This is a genomic window from Streptomyces sp. NBC_00554, from assembly GCF_041431135.1.
Classification (GTDB): Bacteria; Actinomycetota; Actinomycetes; order Streptomycetales; family Streptomycetaceae; genus Streptomyces.
This window is the reverse complement of record NZ_CP107799.1, coordinates 3,736,110-3,756,895: the sequence shown is the minus strand read 5'-3', so window position 1 is coordinate 3,756,895 and position 20,786 is coordinate 3,736,110. Positions and strand designations below refer to the sequence as shown.

16 protein-coding genes are annotated in these 20,786 nt (G+C 70.0%); 11 read left to right on the top strand and 5 right to left on the bottom strand.

Annotated elements, in window-relative coordinates:
* Window positions 1-46: 46 nt before the first annotated feature.
* From OG266_RS16185 to deoC, 3 genes are read right to left on the bottom strand one after another with little or no spacing between them, the layout of a single operon-like run.
* On the bottom strand, window positions 47-955 hold the full coding sequence (locus tag OG266_RS16185) for an aldehyde dehydrogenase family protein (protein WP_371546389.1): 909 nt from the start codon (window positions 953-955) through the stop codon (window positions 47-49).
* Complete coding sequence (locus OG266_RS16180) at window positions 948-2,384, bottom strand: aldehyde dehydrogenase family protein (RefSeq protein ID WP_266455361.1); 1,437 nt, start codon at window positions 2,382-2,384, stop codon at window positions 948-950. Before OG266_RS16180 ends, OG266_RS16185 begins: the two co-directional genes overlap by 8 nt.
* A gap of 5 nt (window positions 2,385-2,389) precedes the next feature.
* Window positions 2,390-3,349 carry a deoxyribose-phosphate aldolase gene (deoC, locus tag OG266_RS16175; protein WP_371546386.1) on the bottom strand — a complete coding sequence of 320 codons (960 nt, stop codon included), beginning with the start codon at window positions 3,347-3,349 and terminating at the stop codon, window positions 2,390-2,392.
* A 158-nt stretch (window positions 3,350-3,507) separates the two neighbouring features.
* Here deoC and OG266_RS16170 point away from each other — a divergent pair, with 158 nt between their 5' ends.
* Window positions 3,508-4,206 carry a PH domain-containing protein gene (locus tag OG266_RS16170; RefSeq protein ID WP_371546384.1) on the top strand — a complete coding sequence of 233 codons (699 nt, stop codon included), beginning with the start codon at window positions 3,508-3,510 and terminating at the stop codon, window positions 4,204-4,206.
* Window positions 4,207-4,712: 506 nt separating this feature from the next.
* On the opposite strand, the gene OG266_RS16165 is transcribed toward OG266_RS16170, so the two are convergent.
* On the bottom strand, window positions 4,713-5,477 hold the full coding sequence (locus tag OG266_RS16165) for a calcium-binding protein (RefSeq protein WP_266455353.1): 765 nt from the start codon (window positions 5,475-5,477) through the stop codon (window positions 4,713-4,715).
* A 447-nt stretch (window positions 5,478-5,924) separates the two neighbouring features.
* Between OG266_RS16165 and OG266_RS16160 the strand changes: the two genes are divergently transcribed.
* The 10 genes from OG266_RS16160 to OG266_RS16115 all read left to right on the top strand — a co-directional run bounded on the left by OG266_RS16160 (window position 5,925) and on the right by OG266_RS16115 (window position 19,312).
* The gene (locus OG266_RS16160) at window positions 5,925-6,311 is read left to right on the top strand and encodes a DUF1508 domain-containing protein (protein ID WP_266455350.1); all 387 of its coding nucleotides are present in this window, start codon (window positions 5,925-5,927) and stop codon (window positions 6,309-6,311) included.
* A gap of 332 nt (window positions 6,312-6,643) precedes the next feature.
* A complete protein-coding gene (gene pstC / locus OG266_RS16155) occupies window positions 6,644-7,585 on the top strand; it encodes a phosphate ABC transporter permease subunit PstC (protein WP_371546382.1) in 942 nt (313 codons plus the stop codon).
* Between the two features lie 14 nt (window positions 7,586-7,599).
* Window positions 7,600-8,895 carry a phosphate ABC transporter permease PstA gene (pstA, locus tag OG266_RS16150; protein WP_371546380.1) on the top strand — a complete coding sequence of 432 codons (1,296 nt, stop codon included), beginning with the start codon at window positions 7,600-7,602 and terminating at the stop codon, window positions 8,893-8,895.
* Complete coding sequence (pstS, locus tag OG266_RS16145; protein ID WP_371546378.1) at window positions 8,892-10,622, top strand: phosphate ABC transporter substrate-binding protein PstS; 1,731 nt, start codon at window positions 8,892-8,894, stop codon at window positions 10,620-10,622. The genes pstA and pstS overlap by 4 nt, the downstream gene beginning before the upstream one ends.
* Complete coding sequence (locus OG266_RS16140) at window positions 10,619-13,084, top strand: hypothetical protein (protein ID WP_371546376.1); 2,466 nt, start codon at window positions 10,619-10,621, stop codon at window positions 13,082-13,084. The genes pstS and OG266_RS16140 overlap by 4 nt, the downstream gene beginning before the upstream one ends.
* Window positions 13,085-13,253: 169 nt before the next feature.
* Window positions 13,254-14,312, top strand: a complete 1,059-nt coding sequence (locus OG266_RS16135) for a hypothetical protein (RefSeq protein ID WP_371546374.1) — start codon at window positions 13,254-13,256, stop codon at window positions 14,310-14,312.
* A gap of 136 nt (window positions 14,313-14,448) precedes the next feature.
* A complete protein-coding gene (locus OG266_RS16130) occupies window positions 14,449-15,897 on the top strand; it encodes an Ig-like domain-containing protein (protein WP_371546372.1) in 1,449 nt (482 codons plus the stop codon).
* A gap of 89 nt (window positions 15,898-15,986) precedes the next feature.
* Window positions 15,987-16,928 (top strand): sortase, encoded by a 942-nt coding sequence (locus OG266_RS16125; RefSeq protein WP_371546370.1) that lies wholly within the window; start codon window positions 15,987-15,989, stop codon window positions 16,926-16,928.
* Window positions 16,929-17,022: 94 nt separating this feature from the next.
* Window positions 17,023-17,847: a phosphate ABC transporter ATP-binding protein PstB gene (gene pstB / locus OG266_RS16120; protein WP_371552809.1), complete on the top strand. Its 825-nt coding sequence runs from the start codon at window positions 17,023-17,025 to the stop codon at window positions 17,845-17,847.
* Window positions 17,848-18,034: 187 nt separating this feature from the next.
* A complete protein-coding gene (locus OG266_RS16115; RefSeq protein WP_371546368.1) occupies window positions 18,035-19,312 on the top strand; it encodes a hypothetical protein in 1,278 nt (425 codons plus the stop codon).
* 234 nt (window positions 19,313-19,546) lie between these two features.
* Here OG266_RS16115 and OG266_RS16110 read toward each other — a convergent pair whose 3' ends face one another.
* A complete protein-coding gene (locus OG266_RS16110) occupies window positions 19,547-20,731 on the bottom strand; it encodes a glycosyltransferase family 39 protein (protein ID WP_371546366.1) in 1,185 nt (394 codons plus the stop codon).
* Between the last annotated feature and the right edge of the window lie 55 nt (window positions 20,732-20,786).

The window sequence follows — 20,786 nt, the reverse complement described above, 5'->3', positions numbered from 1 at the left end:
CCGAGTCGGCGGAGGGCGCCAAGATCCTCGTACGCCCTCGTTCGTTCTAGTAGGACGATCCGGAGGCGCCGAGCGCGCCCGTCGGGTGCCAGACCGTCTTCGTCTCCAGGAAGGCGGTGAGGCGCTCGATGCCGGGCGTCTCGGAGTAATCCACAGCCTGTGGACGGAGAACTCGCTTCAGGTTGTCCGCGGCCGCGATCTCCAGCTCCTTCGCCAGTACCTCGTCCGCGCCCGCGAGGTCGATCGCGTTGACGTCCTGGTGTGCGGCGAGCGGCGTGGCGATCTCCGCCGTCCTGCCGGAGAGGACGTTGACGACGCCGCCGGGCAGGTCGGACGTCGCCAGGACCTCGCCAAGGGACAGCGCCGGGAGCGGGGACTTCTCGCTCGCGATCACGATCACCGTGTTGCCGGTCGCGATCACCGGGGCGATCACCGAGACCAGGCCCAGGAACGAGGACTCCTGGGGGGCCAGGACGGTGACCACGCCGGTGGGCTCCGGGGTGGAGAGGTTGAAGTACGGGCCCGCCACCGGGTTGGCGCCGCCGATCACCTGGGCGATCTTGTCGGTCCAGCCCGCGTACCAGACCCAGCGGTCGATGGCCGCGTCGACGACCGCCGCGGCCTTGGACTTCGAGAGCCCCTCCGAGTCGGCCACCTCGCGTACGAACTGGTCCTTGCGGCCCTCCAGCATCTCCGCGACGCGGTAGAGGACCTGGCCGCGGTTGTACGCCGTCGCGCCGGACCAGCCGCCGAACGCCTTGCGGGCGGCGACCACCGCGTCCCTCGCGTCCTTGCGGGAGGAGAGCGGGGCGTTGGCCAGCCACTTGCCCTTCGAGTCCGTCACTTCGTACACCCGGCCGCTCTCGCTGCGGGGGAACTTGCCCCCCACGTACAGCTTGTAGGTCTTGAAGACGCTCAGACGGTTCTGCTCGGACTTCTCCGACTTCTCAGACATCGAGGTACGCCTCCAGGCCGTGGCGGCCGCCCTCGCGGCCGAAGCCCGACTCCTTGTAGCCGCCGAACGGCGACGTCGGGTCGAACTTGTTGAACGTGTTGGACCAGATGACGCCCGCGCGGAGCTTGCCCGCGACCGCGAGGATGCGGGAGCCCTTCTCCGTCCAGATGCCGGCGGAGAGGCCGTACTGGGAGTTGTTGGCCTTGGCGACCGCCTCGTCCGGGGTGCGGAAGCTGAGGACGGACAGGACCGGGCCGAAGATCTCGTCGCGGGCGATGGTGTGCGCCTGGGTGACGTTCGTGAAGAGCGTCGGGGCGAACCAGTAGCCGGAGGAGGGGAGTTCGCAGGGGGCGGACCAGCGCTCGGCGCCCTCGGCCTCGCCCTGCTCGACGAGCGTGGTGATGCGGGACAGCTGCTCGGCGGAGTTGATCGCGCCGATGTCCGTGTTCTTGTCGAGAGGGTCGCCGAGGCGGAGCGTCGAGAGGCGGCGTTTGAGCGAGTCCAGCAACTCGTCCTGGATCGACTCCTGTACGAGGAGTCGGCTGCCCGCGCAGCAGACCTGGCCCTGGTTGAAGAAGATGCCGCTGACGATGCCCTCTACGGCCTGGTCGATGGGGGCGTCGTCGAAGACGATGTTCGCGCCCTTGCCGCCGAGTTCGAGGGTGACCTTCTTGTTGGTGCCCGCGATCTGGCGGGCGATCGCCTTGCCCACGGCGGTGGAGCCCGTGAAGGCCACCTTGTTCACGTCCGGGTGCTCGACGAGGGCCGCGCCCGTGTCGCCGTACCCGGGGAGGATGTTGACGACGCCCTTGGGGAGGCCCGCCTGGCGGCAGATGTCCGCGAAGAACAGCGCGGAGAGGGGAGTCGTCTCGGCGGGCTTCAGGACGACCGTGTTGCCGGTCGCCAGCGCCGGGGCGATCTTCCACGCCAGCATCAGGAGGGGGAAGTTCCAGGGGATGACCTGGCCCGCGACGCCGAGGGGCCGGGGGTTCGCGCCGAAGCCCGCGTGGTCGAGCTTGTCTGCCCAGCCCGCGTAGTAGAAGAAGTGCGCCGCTACCAGGGGGAGGTCCGCGTCGCGCGTTTCCTTGATCGGCTTGCCGTTGTCGAGGGTTTCGAGGACGGCGAGCTCGCGGGAGCGTTCCTGGATGATCCGGGCGATGCGGAACAGGTACTTGGCGCGCTCGGAGCCGGGCAGGGCCGACCACTTCTCGAAGGCCTTGCGGGCCGCCTTCACGGCGCGGTCGACGTCCGCCTCGCCCGCCTGAGCGATCTCGGAGAGGACCTCTTCGGTGGACGGGCTGACCGTCTTGAAGACCTTGCCGTCGGCCGCCTCGGTGAACTCTCCGTCGATGAAGAGGCCGTAGGAAGGTGCGATGTCGACGACCGAGCGGGACTCGGGCGCCGGTGCGTACTCGAATGCGGATGCCATGGTGATCAGTCCACCGTCACGTAGTCGGGGCCGGAGTAGCGGCCGGTGGCCAGCTTCTGACGCTGCATCAGCAGGTCGTTCAGGAGCGAGGACGCGCCGAAGCGGAACCAGTGGTTGTCCAGCCAGTCCTCGCCCGCGGTCTCGTTGACCAGCACCAGGAACTTGATGGCGTCCTTGGTCGTGCGGATGCCGCCGGCGGGCTTCACGCCGATCTGCACGCCCGTCTGGGCGCGGAAGTCTCGTACGGCTTCCAGCATGAGCAGCGTGTTCGCCGGGGTCGCGTTCACGGCCACCTTGCCGGTGGAGGTCTTGATGAAGTCGGCGCCGGCGAGCATGCCGAGCCAGCTGGCGCGGCGGATGTTGTCGTACGTCGACAGTTCGCCGGTCTCGAAGATGACCTTGAGGCGGGCGCTGGTCCCGCAGGTCTCCTTCACGGCGGTGATCTCGTCGTACACCTTCAGGTACTTGCCCGCGAGGAACGCCCCGCGGTCGATGACCATGTCGATCTCGTCGGCGCCCGCGGCGATGGCGTCCCGCACATCGGCCAGCTTGACGTCGAGGGCGGCTCGGCCGGCCGGGAAGGCGGTCGCGACGGAGGCGACCTTCACGTCGGAGCCCGCGACGGCTTCCTTGGCGGTGGCCACCATGTCGGGGTAGACGCAGACGGCGGCGGTGCCGGGCGCCGTACGGTCCGTCGGGTCCGGGTGGACCGCCTTGGCGCCGAGCGCCCGGACCTTGCCCGGGGTGTCCGCGCCTTCCAGCGTCGTCAGGTCGACCATCGAGATGGCGAGGTCGATCGCGTACGCCTTGGCCGTGGTCTTGATGGAACGGGTGCCTAGCGAGGCGGCGCGCGCCTCCAGGCCTACCGCGTCCACGCCGGGGAGCCCGTGGAGGAAGCGGCGCAGCGTGCTGTCGGACGCGGTTACGTCGCCGAGAACATGTGCAGCGGGTGCAGTGGTGGGCATGGTCACAAGCCGAGCATATCTACGCGCGTAGCGGCTGTACAACCCCTCAGGCATCTCCCGGGCATCTGCGGGTGGTCGTCGAGAGGCGGCAAGGGTGGCGGCCCGCGGGGGCCCACCGCGCATGAGCGCCGGTCCGGGCGTCGGGCAGAATCGGGGCCATGACGACCCCGGATCATCAGTCACCCACGCCGGACGCCTCGCGACCCGAGTCGAAGGACCGGATCTACCGGTCGCCCGCCGGCATGGTGGGCGGCGCACTGCTGCTGGCCCTCGTGGGCTGGCTCGGCATCGACGCGCTGGTCTCCGGCGAGGACCGCACCCCCTGGCTGGCGCTCGCCGCGATGCTCCTCGTCGTGCCGCTGATCGTCGCGTTCACCCTGCGCCCGGCCGTCTACGCCAACGCCGACCGGCTGGCCATCCGCAACCCGCTCCGCCTCATCGTGCTGCCCTGGGGGCAGGTCGCCGGGCTGCGCTCCGGTTACTCCAACGAGGTCCTCGACCAGTCGGGCCGGAAGTTCCAGCTGTGGGCGGTGCCGGTGTCCTTGCGCGGACGCAAGAAGGCGGCCCAGCGTGAGGCACGGCAGGCCGCCGACGCGTCCGGGAAGCGGCGGGGCGGCGGCGGTGGGCTGGGGGGCTTCGGCGGCCTCGGCGGAGGCGCCGGCGGTCCGGCATCCCGACCGGCCGGGCCGGTGCGTGCGGAGGCCGACCGGATCATGGACGAACTGCGCGAGCTGCGGGAGACGCGGGGCAAGGCGGAGAGTGCGCAGGGCGAGGTGACGGTGCGGTGGGCGTACGAGGTGGTGGGGCCTGCTGTTGCCGGGGCGGTTTTGCTGGTGGTTCTGCTGGCGATCGGGTGAGTTGTGGCGCCGTGTGCGCGGTGGGTGGGTCGGGGCCGTACCGGAGCATCCGTCCTCGGTCTGGCGCGGAATGGGTTGCTCAAGAGGGTGGCGGTGTTGACGCGCCAGCCGCTGCGGGCGGACGTTCCGGCACGTCCCCTTGCGCCGGCTGGCGGCTGCGGGCCGCATCTCTTCCGGTTCCGGGGCCCCGGTACCCCGGTACCCCGGTCCGGCTGCGGGGTCTGGGACCCCGGCCGGGCGCAGGGACCTCTGATCCGGTGATGGGCCGGGGTGCCGGGGCCCCGGTCCGGCGACGCACCCAGGGGCCCCCGGTCCGGCGACGGACGGCCCCGCGCCCTGCCCATGCTCACCGGAGCCATGTGTAGGGGCAGCGGAGCCTCCGGGCCCGAACGGCTGTCCCTGGGTGTGGGGTAAGGACCGGAACGCCCGGCAGCGTGGGACGGTTCGCCTGGGCATGAGCCCCGCCGCCAGGGTTCATGCCCGATCAGTTCGCGGAACGGGAATGGTCAGACGACGTCGACGTAGTCGGCTTCCGAGACCGCGGCCGCGGTGGTGGCCGTGCCGGCGTAGGACCAGCGGTAGTCGCCGTCGGCGTATGCCCGAACGGTGGTGGAGACGGTGCCGTCGGCGGAGGTCGGGACGGTCTTGACGGTGGTGTATTCGGTGCAGCCCTTCTTGCGGAACTGCAGGGCCACGGGCCGGCCGGCCTCGGCGGCGGCATAGGTGCCGGTCGCCCAGGCGGCGTTCTGCACGCTGCCCGTGACGGTGAGGACCTTGCCCCACCTCACCGGCTCGGGGGTGGCGTCGGCGGTCACCCGGGTGTCGCGCTGCACGGCGAAGGTCGCCGCGCTGTCCAGGAAGTGGGCGTCGATGTCGGCGGAGACCGCGTAGGCGCTGACACTCCAGGTGCCGGCAAGGGAGTCGTTGGCCGGCGTGGTGCCGGGCTTGAGGACGAAGGTCAGGGTGCAGGTGGTGGTGGCGTCGGCCGTCGGACCGCAGGCCGCCGCCGAGGGCACGGTGGCGTCCTGGGCGCCGTACGCGCCGTGGTACAGCGTGGCGTTGATCTCCGAGAGGCCGGACGGGTCGGTCGCGGTGACCTCGACGGTGACGGTTCTCTCGGTGGTGCCGACGACGACGGGGTCGCCCCCGTTGACGACCACGCCGGTGATCTCGGTGTCGCCGAACTTCTCGTCCGCGTGCGCGGCCGGGACGGTGAGGGCGGACAGAGCAACGACGCCGCACGCGGTGGCGACAGCAGAGTAAAAGCGCATTCGAATTCCCCAAGTTGAATGCCACGACCTGCCAATTCCCTGCCGGCAGGCCCGAATTGGTGTGCAGCGTACTCATCCTGTGGAGATTTAGGAACGTTTTTCGCGCGAAAGTGATCGGGGTCGCCGATTTCCCGGCAAAGGAGCTTCGGGTGAATATCTGCTGCGTCGATTCCATGGAAAACCGAAGGGGAAATTCGACTCGAATTTCAGCGGACCTGGCGACCACCTACGCGTACCGCGGTCAGCGGGGCCCCGCACAGTCCCCAGGTTGTCCATTCGCCGATTGCGTGAACGAGGGGCAACTTTCACATGAAGCATGTCGAGGGCGCTTAAAGATGGCGATCGTGTTTCACTCCCGCCTCACTACTCTGCGTGTGCCGCGTGAACGATGAACCATCTTCGGCTCATGCGGCCTTCCTGAAGGCGGGAACACAGGGGTGGGGATGGATGGCAGCAAGACAGGGGGGCGCGGCCGTACCCGGCACGCGCTGCCAGATAGACATAGGCGCGGACGGCAGTTACCTGTGGCGACTCACCGCCACGAACGGGCGGGTGATCGCCGTGGCGGCGATGACGTACAGGAGCTACGGCGAGTGCCGTACCGCGTTCGAGCAGCTGTGTGCCGATGTCGGGGAATTACCGGGCGGTGTGCATCACACGTCCGAAGGCAATGGCTGGGTCTGGCGGCTCCGCGATCGCAGCGGCGGCGCCGTGGCCGTGTCCTCGCGTGCCTATGAACGGCACTCGACGTGCCAGGCCGCCTATGACAGGTTCCGGGCACTGCTGTCTGAACTCGGGTCGGGGGGACTGATCCCGTGGGACGACCTGGACTGAGTGGACTGAGTGGACTGAGTGCGCTGAGTGGACTGAGTACGTCGCACTGAAGGCTCGGCGCCGCACGCCAGGGGCCGGGGCCCACCGCACCGGTGGGCCCCGGCCTCTTGGCGTTCCCCTGGCGCCTGCTGCTCTCTTGCCGCATTGGCGCTCTCTTGTCGCCGCGTTCACGTCAATCCCGGAAGTTGCCTCTCGGGGTTGTCTCGTTCACGTTCACGTGCGCGGGCGTCCATCACGCGTCAGGAGCGTCGACTCATGTGACGACGCGAACATATGAGAGACCTGTGGCGCCCGGGGACGACCCTCCCAGACGCCTGTACGCCGATCAGGGCGTGCCCGACCGCGTGTTCAGGGGAATCCTGCGTGGCGGCGGCGGCCTGGTGCTCGCGATCATGCTGCTCGTCGGCGGCTTTCTGACGTACCGGGCCTGGCAGGCGCTGTCGGATGCGAAGTGGGACTTCGTCACCACCGAGGCGTGGGAGCCCGAGGCCCACAACTTCGGCATCGCGGCGGTGCTCGTCGGCACGATCCTGATCGCGCTGGTCGCCATCGTGTTCGCGGTGCCGCTGGCCCTCGGCACCGCGCTCTACATCTCCGAGTACGCGCCGCCGCGGATGCGCCAGACACTCATCAGCATCGTCGACCTGATGGCCGCCGTGCCGTCGGTGGTCTATGGCCTGTGGGGGCTGTTCTTCTTCCAGGGACACGTGGTCACCGTGTCGCGCTGGATCTCCACGTACCTCGGGTGGATCCCGCTCTTCAAGGTCGACGGCGCCGATCCGGACGACCCGCTCGCCACCGCGACGGTCTACACCTCGTCCACCTTCATCGCGGGCATGGTCGTGTCCCTGATGGTCGCGCCGATCATCTGCTCGGTGATGCGGGAGGTGTTCTCGCAGGCGCCGGTCGGTGAGCGGGAAGGGGCGTTCGCGCTCGGCGCGAACCGCTGGGGCATGATCCGCAGCGTCGTTCTGCCCTTCGGCAAGGGCGGCATGATCGGCGGCACCATGCTGGGCCTGGGCCGGGCGCTCGGCGAGACCATCGCCGTCTACCTGATCATCTCGCCGATCTTCGTGATCCAGCCGCACATCCTGCAGAACGGCACGAGCTCGGTCTCCTCGCTGATCGCCCTGCGCTACGGCGAGGCGAGCGACCTCGGCATGTCGGCGCTGATGGCCGCCGGTCTCGCGCTCTTCCTGATGACCCTCGTCGTCAACTTCGCCGCATCGTCGATCGTCGCCCGCAGCCGTTCCGGCGCGACGAGCGACTCCTGAGGAGACCGAGCCCGATGACCGTCACCACCGCCCAGAGCCCGCCCGGCGACAAGGAACAACCGTCCCCCGCGAGCCCGCCCGTGCCCGGCACCAGCCTGCCCGGACGCCGGACCGGCGGCAGCACCACGCTCGGAGAGTCCCGCCGCAACCTGGCCACCCTGCGCGCCACCGACGTGTACGCCCTGCTGGGCGCCAGCGCCGCGTCCCTCTCCATCACCTGGCTGATGTTCGACAGGATGCTGCCCTTCAACGGCGCGCTGGGCTTCTTCGTCATCGCCTACGCGCTCTTCCTCGGCCTGTACGCACTGCTCGTCTCCTTCGACGAGGACGGTCCCGCGGTACGCGACCGGGTGGCCGCCGCCATCATCCAGAGCCTCGGCCTGGTGATGCTGGCCGTGCTCGCCTTCGTGGTCGTCTACACCCTCTACGAGGGCCGCGAGGCGCTGCCGCACCTGAACTTCTACACCGAGTCGATGGCCGACGCGGGTCCGCTCGAACCCCTCGGCGTCGGCGGCATCCTGCACGCGATCGTCGGCACGCTGTGGCAGATCGGCATCGCCTTGGCGATCTGCATACCGTCCGGCCTGGTGTGCGCGGTCTTCCTCAACGAAGTCCCGGGCGCCTTCAGCCGGTTCGTCCGCACCATCGTCGAAGCGATGACAGCGTTGCCGTCCATCGTCGCCGGCCTCTTCATCTACGCCACCTTCATCCTGGCCCTTGGCTTCGACAGTTCCGGCCTCGCCGCCGCGCTCGCCATCTCCGTGATGATGCTGCCGATCATCATCCGCGCGGCGGACGTGGTGATCCGGCTGGTCCCCGGCACCCTGCGCGAGGCGTCGTACGCGCTCGGCACCTCGCGGTGGCGGACGGTGTGGCACGTGGTGCTCCCCACCTCCCGGTCCGGGCTGACCACCGCGGTCATCCTGGGCACGGCCCGAGGTGTGGGCGAGACCTCGCCGGTCCTGCTGACCGCCGGTTTCACCGCGGAGCTCAACACCAACCCCCTTGAGGGGCCGATGGTTTCGCTGCCGCTGGCGGCCTTCGAACTCGTCAAGTCGCCCGAGCCCACCTACATCGCCCGCGGCTTCGGCACCGCCGCGGTGCTTCTGGTGCTGGTGCTCGTCCTGTTCGTCGTCGCCCGCGTCATCGGCGGCCGCGGACCGGGACAGCTGACCCGGCGTCAGGAACACCGCCGGGTCAAGGCGTCCCGCCGTGACGCGCGGCGCTTCACGGTGCGCACCACCACTGACAAGACGTCACCCAGCCCCGCCAGTTCAGCCGGTTCCGCATCGACGAGGAGCACCCCGTGATACCCGCACCTGTCCGTCGTCCGCGCGCTACGCGCGTGTACCAGGCGCTGGCGCTGTTCGTCGCCGTGGTCTGCGCGCTGCTGGCCATCCATCCACCGGACGCCTTCGCGGCCACCTACACGAAGATCAGCGGCTCCGGCTCGACCTGGAGCGCCAACGCCATCGAGCAGTGGCGCCGCAACGTCCGCCAGCAGGGCATGACCGTGAACTACTCGGCGGTCGGATCGTCCGTCGGCCGGCAGCAGTTCAAGAACGGCACCTCCGACTTCGGCGTCTCCGAGATCCCCTACGGCCTCACCGACCTCGGGCAGCAGGATCCGCCGCCCACCCGCAAGTACGCCTACATGCCGATCGTCGCCGGTGGTACGTCGTTCATGTACAACCTGAAGATCGGCGGCAAGCAGGTCACCAACCTCCGCCTGTCCGGTGACGTCCTCACCAAGATCTTCACGGGCAAGATCACGCAGTGGAACGCGGCGGAGATCAAGGCGGACAACCCCAAGTTGACCCTCCCGGCCCGCCGTATCGTCCCGGTCGTCCGCTCCGACGGCTCCGGCACGACCGCCCAGTTCACCCTGTGGATGTCCAAGCAGTACGGCTCCCTCTGGAACGACTACTGCCGCCGGGCGGGCAAGCCCACGCCCTGCGGTCTGACCTCGTACTTCCCGGTGATCCCCGGCTCCGGCTTCGTCGCCCAGTCCAGTTCACTGGGCGTCGCGGGCTACACCAAGCAGTCGCAGGCCGAAGGCGCCATCACCTACGTCGAGTACTCGTACGCCAAGAACGCGGGCTTCCCGGTGGCCAAGGTCCTCAACAAGTCCGGCTACTACGTCGAGCCGACCGCCTCCAGCGTGGCCGTCGCCCTCACCAAGGCCCAGATCAACAACGACCCGCGCTCCGCGAACTACCTGACCCAGAAGCTGGACGGCGTCTACACGTACAGCGACCGGCGCACCTATCCCCTCTCCAGCTACAGCTACATGATCATCCCGACCAAGGAGGAGATGGGCTTCACCAAGGCCAAGGGCAAGACGCTCAGCGCCTTCAACAACTACTTCCTCTGCGAGGGCCAGCAACAGGCCGACCGGCTCGGCTACTCACCACTGCCGATCAACCTCGTGGAAGCCGCCATGGAACAGGTGCGCAAGATCCCCGGCGCCGTGGCGGAGGACATCAACATCAAGAACTGCAACAACCCGACGTTCTCCTCCGACGGGAAGAACCTGCTGGCCACGAAAGCCCCGTACCCGCAGGCGTGCGACAAGAAGGGGTCCGACCAGTGCGCGACCGGCACCGGCGGCAACAAGACCCCCACGACGATCAACGGGGGGAGTACCGGCGGCAGTAGCTCGGGCGGCTCCAGTTCGTCCGGCGGCACGAGTTCGACGGGCGGTACCGGTACGACGGGCGGGACGGGCTCGACGGGAACGGCCGGCGCGACCGGAGGCACCGCCGGTAGCACGGCGGGCAGCACCGGCGGCGCGGGCGGGACGTCCGGCGGCACCGTCGTCGACCCCGACACCGGCGAGGTGCTCGGTACCGACCAGGCCGCCGGCGACACCTCCATCGTCGCCAACCCGGTCGCCCTGGGCTCGGGCGACGCCCTCGGTCTGCGTACGGCCCTGATGGCGCTGTCGGCCGCTCTGCTCATCGGCGTCGTCGTCGGACCGCCGTTCGTCGCGCGCATGATGGCCAACCGGTCGCGCCGCAAGGGCGGTGCGGCATGACGACCACACTGAACCGGCCCCGGCCGCGCGTCTTCGTCGCCGTGGGCTCGCTGGTGGCCGCCGTCCTCGTGGCCCTGCTGCCGCTGCCGCCCACCACCTCCGCAGCTGCGGCGGACGGCGGCGCGGAGGACTCCGCGGTGACGCAGACGGGGAAGAAGGGGAAGTACGACGACTTCTCGGATCTGAGGGTGACGGTCGATCAGACCAAGGATCTGCGTGGGCAGGGTGTGCGGGTCAGCTGGGAGGGCGGGGCGCCGACGACGCCCGGCAGCGCGCGAGGCAACTACCTGCAGATCATGCAGTGCTGGGGGGACGACCCGGACGGACCCGACCGTGAGCAGTGCGTGTTCGGGGCCGGCGGTGTGCTTCCGGGCTCAAGTACCTATAGCCGAGCGGTCAGTTCGAGCGCCGATCCCGCGGAGACGCGGAGCGATTTCGTCCCCTTCCGCCCCGCCAATGGAGAAGCCCCGACCGCCGAGGCTTTCGACAACACCTATTTCGGGCCGCTGGACACCAACGAGCAGAATTTCAACCGCACTTTCGCCAACGGGACCGGCGAAGTGGAATTCGAGGTGCAGGACGGGATCCAGGCGGACTACCTCGGCTGCGGTGTGAACACGGCTCCCGCCGGTAGCACCCCCACTCCGCGCCCCTGCTGGCTGGTCGTCGTGCCGCGCGGCACCCACAAGCCGACCGGCGACGAAGTCGACCCGGACAACGTCAGTTCGACGCTCACCACCTCGCCCCTCTCCGCGACGGACTGGTCCCAACGCCTGGCCTTCCGCCTGGATTTCCTGCCGGTCGACAACTTCTGCCCGGAGGGCCGGGCGGAGCGGCCCGTGACCGGCTCCGAACTGGCGGCGGACGCGGTCTCCTCGTGGCAGCCGAAACTCTGCTCCTCCACGGACACCGCGTTCTCCTACGACCCGGCAGGCGAGGAGTCGGCCAGGATCGGCGTATCGAGTACGACCACCGATGCGCCGCTGCTGGGCGTCACCGTCGACCCGGTGACTCAAGTGGCGGGTCAACCGGACGTCGTGCACGCGCCGGTGGCGGTGTCCGGGCTGGCCATCGGATTCTTCATCGAGAGCCCGGTTCGCGGTGCGATGCCGGAACTGAAACTGACCCCGCGGCTCGTGGCCAAGATGCTCACCCATTCCTATGTGCGGACCGTGCCCTGGAACAATGGCAGCCCCACGCCGGAGCATGTGAAGGGGAACCCGCAGTCCTATTTCGACGACCCGGAATTCAAGGAATTGAATCCGGAGTTCGCCGAGTTCGCGAACGACGGGCAGCCTTCGGCGCAGTTGAGCCTCATGGTTCCGACGGGAAACTCCGACACCACGCGGCTGCTGTGGAACTGGCTCCAGTCGGACAGTGAAGCCAGGGATTTCCTCTCCGGAAAGCCGGATCCCTGGGGAATGCGGATGAACTCCTATTTCCAAGGGCTGGGTCTGGATGAGGACACCTCATTGTCCGACTTTCCGAAGAACGACCCGACCACAGTGCTCGGCGTCGGTGCCGAGGAAGCCACTGGAATCGACGACCTCCCCACCTACGGGATAACGGCTCTCGACCCGTTCACGGACGACCTGCACGACGGGGCCCTGCGAACCCGCCGTGGCAACAACAACAACAAGGTCTTGTACGACCCGACATCCGTCAACAGGACCGAGTTGAAGAACCTGCCCGGCAAGCGCACGGTCATGGCCGTCGTCGACGCCGTGTCGGCGGAGCGCTACGGACTCAGCACCGCGGCGCTGCGCAACGCGGCCGGCCAGTTCGTCAAACCCACCACCGACACGCTGCTGAAGGGCGTCGCCGCCATGCAGCCGTCGCCGGACAACGCCGGTGTGCTCAAGCCCGACCCGGCGCGAGCCAAGGGTCAGGCCTACCCGCTGACCGCGGTGACCTACGCCGCGGCCTCGGTGAACCAGGGCGCGACGGACCGCAAGGCGTACGCGGACTTCATCAGGTTCGCCGCGGGACCTGGCCAGACGCCGGGCCTTTCGGCGGGCGAGCTGCCCTACGGCTATGCGCCGCTGCCTGCCGACCTGCGCGAGCAGGCCGAGACCGCCGCCGACGACCTGGAGCGCGGAGCGGTCCCGGACGACGGCGACGACCCGGATCCGGACGATCCCGGGGGAGTGGACTCCGGCGGACCCGCATCCGGGGGCGACACCGCCGGAACCTCCTCGGGTACGGACGCGGGAGGTGTGTCCTCGGGCGGTGAAAGCGGCGGTGACAATACCAATGTGTCGGCGTCGGAATCCTCCGCCGGTAATGGCTCCGCTTCCGCATCCGGAGCCCAGCAGAATGTTGCCGATGCCAAGACCGGATTTACCCCGGGGGAAGTACTCGGAATCATCCGCTGGGTACTTCTCGTCGTCCTCTTCCTGGGTGGAGCGGCAGGCCTTGCAGGTCCGATAATGCTTCGTCTCTCCCAGCGTCGGACTCCCTAGGAGACACCTAGGAAGCCTTCTCGTAACCTTTCCCTCGTTGGGAATTGGTTGGCCATCGCTCGGAATGCTGGAATTGTATGCGGTGGCCGATCGACGGGTCGGCAGCACGAAAATCCGGATTCATCTTGAACGTCCAGTCTTCGAAGTTCCGAAAACGAGGAGTTCAGAAGTGAACGTCAAGTCTCGCGTCAAGGCCGGTGCTGTTCTCGGTACCGCGGCTCTCGGCCTCGGAATCCTGGCCGTCCCCGCTTCCGCCGACCCGAACCCGGCCACCGACACGCGCATCCTGGCGGGTGTCGGCTCGGACACCACGCAGTACGTCTTGAACGGCCTCGCCAACGGCACCACCGTCGTGAACTCCAGCGGCGCCAAGATTCTCGCGTCGTGGGACGCCATCCCGCCGTCCGGCACCGCCGACAACATCACCACCAAGACGGGCTGCACCTTCGCCCGCTCGACCGTGAACGGCTCCTCGAACGGCATCAACAAGCTGATCGCCGAGATCGACAACCCGGCTTCGCCCGACTGTGTCGACTTCGCCCGTTCCTCGCGCGGCGTGGCGACCGCCGGTACCAAGCTCACCTTCATCCCGTTCGCCAAGGACGCCGTCACCTACGCTTCCCGCCTGGGCAGCACGGTGCCGACGAACCTGACGCGGGCCGACCTGATCAAGCTCTACACCTGTGCGGCCGACCGGCCGGCGGGCATCAAGCCGCTGCTGCCGCAGGCCGGCTCGGGCACCCGGTCGTTCTGGCTGCAGTACCTGAGCGACGTGCCCGGCACGCCGATCGTGCCCGGCACGTGCGTCAACGAGGGCCTCGCGTCTGCTCCCCAGGAGCACGACGGCACCGCGCTGACCGCCAACGACCAGATCATGCCGTACTCGATCGCGCAGTGGATCGCTCAGGGCAAGAGCCTCCCGGACGTCCCGAACCGTCGCGGTCTGGCGTGGGTGCGCAGCATCAACGGCGTGGCCCCGACCACCGGCACGGGCACCGCCACCGCCCTCAACGCCACCTTCCCGGCGGCCCGTGAGGTCTACAACGTCGTCTCGACCGGCCGGCTCACCGACGCGGCGATCGCGGAGGCCTTCGTCGGCTCCGGCTCGGACGTCTGCTCGGCCGCGAGCATCGACGTCATCAAGAACTACGGCTTCGGCGACCTCGCCGCGGACGGCAACGCGGCCACCAACTGCGGTGACGCGACCAGCTTCAAGGGCAACTCGTAACCGTTGACCGCCATTTGACCTCCGCGTGACGGCCGGGCACCTCCCAGGTGCCCGGCCACCCGCGCTGTCCATCGATCCGTCCGACTACCGTCCCCCGGGGGCAACCGCAATGAGAGTGCTTCACCCATTCCGAAGAGTGGCCGCCATCATGGCGGCCTGTGCCGTGCTGGCCATGGGCGTGGTGGCCCTGGTGGCCGCCCAGTCCCAGCCTGCCCGGGCGGCGGACGTCGGGACGTTCACCATGACGCCCAGCAGTGGCAAGTTGAGCGATCCGCAGCCCATCGCCGGCTCCATAGAGATCCCCGGTGCCTGCCCGGACATCACCCTCGACCCCCTCAACTTCAACAGCGTCCTCAACCTCTACGTGGTCAAGGAGGGTTCCCCCGCGGGGGTCGCGCTGTGGGGGATCACCAACAGCGCGCCCTACACCGAAGCGACCTCGACGGTTTCGCTGGCCGCGGCGGACAACCCGGGGATGGAGGTACGCGGCCTGTCCGACCAGATCACGGGCGACGGGACGTACGAGCTGCGCCTGCAGTGCGTGGACCAGTTCGCCCTCCAGCCCCCCGACCAGTACGGGCTGCCGAGCGACCACTGGTCCCAGAAGATCACCGTCACCGGCGACAACTGGGTGGTCGGAGAGGGCGCGGAGACCACCACGGTCGCGTTGACGACCAGCCTCAATGAGCCCGAGCCCGGCAAGGACGTGAAGCTCACCGCGACGGTCACGCCGTCGGAGGCCACCGGCACCGTGACCTTCCTGGACGGCGCGACAACGCTGGGCACGGGCCCGGTCACCGTCGCCAACGGGAAGGCCGAGTTGACGACGTCGACGCTTGCGAAGGGCTACCACGACCTCGTCGCCCGGTTCACTCCGGCGAACGCCGCCGAGTGGGGCTCCTCCGAATCCGAGCCAGTGCGGGTGACCGTGTCCGAGCCGGCAGTCGAGATCCAGGACGAGGACGGTAAGCGACTGACCGGAACTCCCGGACCGGAACTGGAGCGCGGTCAGAAGGTGAAGGTCATCGTCCGGGGCTGCGAGGCGGGCGCTGCTCACTCGATGTCCCTGGTCAACCGCGAGGACTCGTTCCCCAGCGCCACCGCAGACGCCGACGGAGTGGTGACCTGGAACTCCCTCACCGTTCCGGAGGACATGGTCGCCGGCACCGCCTCGTGGACCTGGACGCCGTCCTGCACGTATCTGAACGGCGCGACGGTCAACGCGGTGTCGTTCACCGTGGCCGAACCGTCCTCCGAGTCCCCGTCGCCGAGCGACGACCCTTCGGGCGACCCCAGCGACGACCCGACGGACGACCCGACCGATGACCCGACCGCCGACCCGACGGGCGACACGTCCGGCACCACTGACGGCGGCACCACGTCCGGCACCACCGACGGCGGCAGCACGACCGGCGGAGACTCCACCACCGGCGGCACCTCGCCGACCGGCGGCCTCGCCTCCACCGGTAGCCAGATCGCACTGTTCTCCGGCATCGGCGCCGTCGTCCTCGTCACGGCCGGCTTCGTCTTCGTACGGTTCGGCCGCCGCAACGGGCTGCTGAACTTCGGCGACCCGCGCCCGTAACGGCCCGCGGAGTACGGGCGGCGGGTCCCCAGCCCCGCCGCCCGCGCCTCCATTTCTCCACTCCACACCTCTCCACAGGAGCGCTCCCCGTGACCGTGCTGTCCCCGCCCCCGCCGGCCGTGGCACCGCCGGCGTCGGCGCCTTCACCAGAGCCCGGGCCCGCCTCCCGGCCGCCCCGGGCGGAGCGCGTCGGCATCGCGTTCGCCGGGGCCGCGCTGTGCCTGCTCGCCGCCCTGCTGCTCGGCTTCGCCGCCAACCTCACGATCGTGGGCCACCTCCAGCACAGCCGCGACCAGCAGACGGCGTACGACGAGCTGCGCCGTCAACTCGCCCTCGGTATCGCCCCGGTGGGCCAGCAGACGTACGACGGCAAGCTCCTTGAGCCGGGCGCTCCCGTCGCGCTGCTGCGCATCCCGGCGCTGGGCCTGAAGGAGGTCGTCGGGGAGAGCACCACCTCCGGCGTGCTGATGTCGGGCCCCGGCCACCGCCGGGACACCCCGCTGCCGGGACAGGCCGGCACCAGCGTGATCATGGGCCGCCAGTGGGGGTACGGCAGCCCGTTCAACGACCTGCACCAGCTGCCCCCGGGCACCGAGATCCGGGTGACGACCGGTCAGGGCACCGCCACCTACGAAGTCTTGGCCGTCCGCCGCGAGGGCGACCCGCTGCCGCCCGCCCTCAAGGAGGGCGAGGGCCGGCTCACGCTCATCACCGCCGACGGCGGGCCCTACACCCCGTCCGGCCTGATCCGCGTCGACGCGACCCTGACGAGCGACGTGCAGCCCAGCCCGCCGCGCCCGCTGGCCACGGGCTGGATCGACGAGTCCGAACAGGCCCTGGGCAGCGAGAGCGCCGCCTGGCTCTCCGTCTTCCTGTGGTCACAGGCGCTGCTTCTCGCCGCCCTGCTCACCATGGCCGCCCACCGGGCGTGGGGCCGCTGGCAGACCTGGATCGTCGGCGTACCCGTACTGGCCGCCCTCGGTCTCGCCGTCTCCGGTGCCGCCGCCCGCCTGCTGCCCAACCTGCTCTGACCGACGAGGAGTTCAGCCCATCATGTCCGACACCACTGACACGACCGACACGACCGAGATACTCGTCGACGAGATCCTCGACCCGACGAGGAGGATGACGGCCATCAAGCCGGGTAAGCCCGGCGCCGCCACCGGGCCGAGTGATCCGGCCACCCTCGAGGCCGACGCCATCTCGGCCTGGTTCGGCGACCACAAGGTCCTGGAGCGCGTCTCGCTCACCATGCCGGCCCGCAAGGTCACCGCGCTCATCGGCCCGTCCGGCTGCGGCAAGTCCACGTTCCTGCGGATCCTCAACCGCATGCACGAGCTGGTCGGCTCCGCCTCCCTCGCGGGCCGGGTGCTGCTCGACGGCGAGGACATCTACGACCGCGGACGCCGCATCACCCACGCCCGCCGCCAGATCGGCATGGTCTTCCAGAAGCCCAACCCCTTCCCCGCGATGTCGATCTACGACAACGTCACCGCCGGCCTGAAGCTGGGCGGCATCAAGGCCGACCGCGACGGCAAGGACGCGCTCGTCGAGGAATGCCTGACCAAAGCGGGCCTGTGGAAGGAGGTCCGCGACCGTCTCCGGCAGCCCGGCGGCGCGCTCTCCGGCGGCCAGCAGCAGCGCCTGTGCATCGCGCGCTCGCTGGCCGTACGACCGCGGGTCCTGCTCATGGACGAGCCGTGCTCGGCCCTTGACCCGACGTCGACGCGACGCATCGAGGAGACCATCCACGAACTGTCCGAAGAGGTCACCATCGTGATCGTCACCCACAACATGCAGCAGGCGGCCCGCGTCTCCGACCAGTGCGCCTTCTTCCTCGCCGAGCAGGGCACCCCCGGCCTCATCGTCGAACACGGCACCACGGATGCGATGTTCAACAACCCGCAGGACCCGCGCACCACGGACTACGTGAACGGCCGCTTCGGATAAGGGGGGTGACCATCGCGGAGCCCGCCCAACTCGCCGCGCACCCCGGCAAGTTCATCTCCCCTTAGCCCCTAGGAGTCGGCCAGGCGCCCCGCCGCGGCCGCCCGCTGCCTAGCGTCTGGCGCGGTAACCGGAACAGACAACTCAGGCCCCGTGTGCCACCGAAGTCCCGACCGGCAGGAGTCTCCTCATGCCCCGTCCGCTCACCAGACCCTTCCGCCGCGTGAGCGCAGGACTGCGCACCCGGCGTGGCCTGCGCGGTGCTGCCGTCGCCACCTTCGCCACGGTTGCCGCGGCTCTGCTCACCGCCGGTTCCCAGGCGCCGGGGACCGTCGGTGCCGCCCGGGCCCCGGAGGGCGACGGCGTGCGCGTCCCCGGGGGATTCGTGGCGCCCGACGCCCCGCTGCCGGACGTTCCCTCACAGGGCGACGACTCCTACCACGTCGAACTGCCGCCCCTGGACGGCGTGTCGGGCGCCGAGAGGCTGTGGGGCGAGGAGGCTGCGAAGCCCTCGGTACAGCGGGCCACGGCCGAGGCCGGTCTGCCGGCGAGCGTGTTCGCCGCCTACCAGCGGGCCGCGGCAGCCGTCGGGCGCACCGACCCGGGCTGCGCCCTGCCGTGGGAGCTGCTCGCCGCGATCGGCAAGGTCGAGTCGGGGCACGCAAGCGGCGGCGCCGTCGCCGCCAACGGCGACACCCTCACCCGGATCACCGGACCCGCCCTCGACGGCAACGGCTTCGCGCTGATCCTCGACAGCGAGGGCGGCACCTGGGACGGCGACGCGGTGTACGACCGGGCCGTGGGCCCCATGCAGTTCCTGCCGACCACCTGGAAGACCTGGGGCGCGGACGGCAACGGTGACGGCATCTCGAACCCCAACAACATCCACGACGCCGCCCTGGCCGCAGGCCACTACCTGTGCGCCGGAGAGCGCGACCTGGGCACCGCGGCGGGCCTGGAGCGGGCGATCCTCAGCTACAACTACTCGCGCGACTACCTCAACCTCGTCCTCGGCTGGATGGAGTTCTACCTCCGCGGAGTGCACACCGTCCCCGACGGCACGGCGGTCGCCCCACACAGCCCGGGGGCGGGCAGCGACACCCCGGCCACGGAGCCGGTGCGCGAGGCGGGAGGCGGCGACGACGCCCCCGACGGCAGCCCCGCGCCCGCGCCCGCCACACCCACCCGGCCGGCGTCCCCGTCCCCGTCCCCGTCCGCGAGTACGAGCCCCACCCCGACCTCGACCCCCAGCGAACCCCCGGCCGAAACCGAACCCCCCGTCCCGACCCCCACCGAGACCTCCACATCCCCCTCCCCCGACAGCGGCGCCGACCCCGTACCTTCGCCTTCGGGGACCGCCCCGGCCGCCGAGCCGTCGACCGAAACCCCTGCGAGCCCGAGCGAATCGGCGACCCTCACACCCACGGAGACCCCCGAGCCCACCCCGACCGGCACACCCACGGGCTGACCGCGCGCTACGCGGGCGAACCGACACGGGGTTCAGTTGCCTGGGGGGCGCTCCGAACCCCGTGTCCGGCCCTTGCCTGGCGTCCCGCATTTCTGGTGAAAGGGGGCGCGGGACACCCGGTGGGCGGATGCGTCCAAAGGGGGGGAGGACCGCATCCGCACTCCCTTCCAGCGTGGGACGCACGGGAGCGGAGCAGGCAGCCGAGGAGCATGCGACAGCCCAACTCCCCGTGAATCAGGGGGCGCTCGGCCACACGAGAGCCATATAGGCACCGAAGTACGCCGCCCCGAGGACCGCCGCCGCCAGCGCGAGCACGCGGAAGCGGAGGGAGGCGCGGGCCAGGTGCAGCGCGGCGGGGAGCAGCAGCGGGAAGGCCGGCAGCAGGAAGCGGGCGCGGGGGAAGTAGACGCCGCCGCTGCCCAGCACGATCACCAGCAGCAGTCCTGTGAACAACAGCAGCGGCAGCGGTTGCCGGTCCCACGCCGACAGCGCGAACAGCAGCACCGAGGCGATCAGCGTGGCGGTCACCATCAGCAGGAACAGCTCGGGGGTCGAGTCGTACATCAGGTACTCGCGCATCCGCCGCAGCGTCGCCAGGCCGCCGTCGAACTCGTTGTGCCACAGCCGCTGTACGGCGAAGTAGCCGTCCCAGCGGCCGAGCCGCAGGCCCACCCAGCCGACGTACGCGAGCCACCCGAGCGGAGCGAGGACGGCGGCCGCGAGGACGCGGGCGTCGAAGCGGCGGCGCAGGGAGAGCAGGGCCGTGACGGTCACCGCGGCCGCGACGGCGACACCGGTCGGCCGGGTCAGCCCCGCGAGCGCGGCCAGCGCCCCCGCCCACAGCCAGCGGCCGCTGAGCACCGCGTACAACGACCAGGCGGCGAAAGCCGTGAACAGGGACTCGGTGTAGCCCATCCACTGCACGAGCCCGACCGGCAGCGCGGCCCACAGGACGGTGAGCAGGACGCCGACCCGCTGACCGTGCAACCGGTCACCGACCGCGAAGACTCCCCAAGCGGCGACTAGGGAGGCGACGACGGCGATCCCGAGGCCGGCGCCTGCCGGGCTGCCGGGCGTGAGCGCCGCGACCGCCCTGACGAGGACGGGGTAGAGCGGGAAGAACGCGAGATTGTTCGCGTCGAACGCCGTGCCCAGCTCCCGCGCGTACCCGTGGCCGGCGATCCCCAGATACCAGTCGGCGTCCCACTGCGTCGCCAGGACCGGCCAGACTCCGTGTCCCTGCCGGTGCGCCCAGCCGGCGAGGACCAGCAGTCCCACGGCCCGTACGGCGACATAGGCGAGGAGTGCGGGCGCGGCCCGGCGCAGGACACCGGGGGAGGCCGGCGCGGCGGACGGGGGTCGTGGCCGGGTGCTCGGAACGTGTCTGCCGGGGGCGGTGTCGGGGACGGTCGAGGACACGGCGGCGGCTCCAGTACTCGGCGGGCGGTACCGGTTCACCGTTTCCCGGAGAGGG

Bases quoted from the DNA above. Each gene is read 5' to 3' on its own strand.
- OG266_RS16180 (WP_266455361.1), bottom strand. From the start codon at position 2,384: ATGGCATCCGCATTCGAGTACGCACCGGCGCCCGAGTCCCGCTCGGTC.
- pstB (WP_371552809.1), top strand. From the start codon at position 17,023: ATGACGGCCATCAAGCCGGGTAAGCCCGGCGCCGCCACCGGGCCGAGT.
- OG266_RS16140 (WP_371546376.1), top strand. From the start codon at position 10,619: ATGACGACCACACTGAACCGGCCCCGGCCGCGCGTCTTCGTCGCCGTG.
- OG266_RS16185 (WP_371546389.1), bottom strand. From the start codon at position 955: ATGTCTGAGAAGTCGGAGAAGTCCGAGCAGAACCGTCTGAGCGTCTTC.
- OG266_RS16160 (WP_266455350.1), top strand. From the start codon at position 5,925: ATGGCAGCAAGACAGGGGGGCGCGGCCGTACCCGGCACGCGCTGCCAG.
- deoC (WP_371546386.1), bottom strand. From the start codon at position 3,349: ATGCCCACCACTGCACCCGCTGCACATGTTCTCGGCGACGTAACCGCG.
- OG266_RS16115 (WP_371546368.1), top strand. From the start codon at position 18,035: ATGCCCCGTCCGCTCACCAGACCCTTCCGCCGCGTGAGCGCAGGACTG.
- pstA (WP_371546380.1), top strand. From the start codon at position 7,600: ATGACCGTCACCACCGCCCAGAGCCCGCCCGGCGACAAGGAACAACCG.
- OG266_RS16170 (WP_371546384.1), top strand. From the start codon at position 3,508: ATGACGACCCCGGATCATCAGTCACCCACGCCGGACGCCTCGCGACCC.
- OG266_RS16165 (WP_266455353.1), bottom strand. From the start codon at position 5,477: ATGCGCTTTTACTCTGCTGTCGCCACCGCGTGCGGCGTCGTTGCTCTG.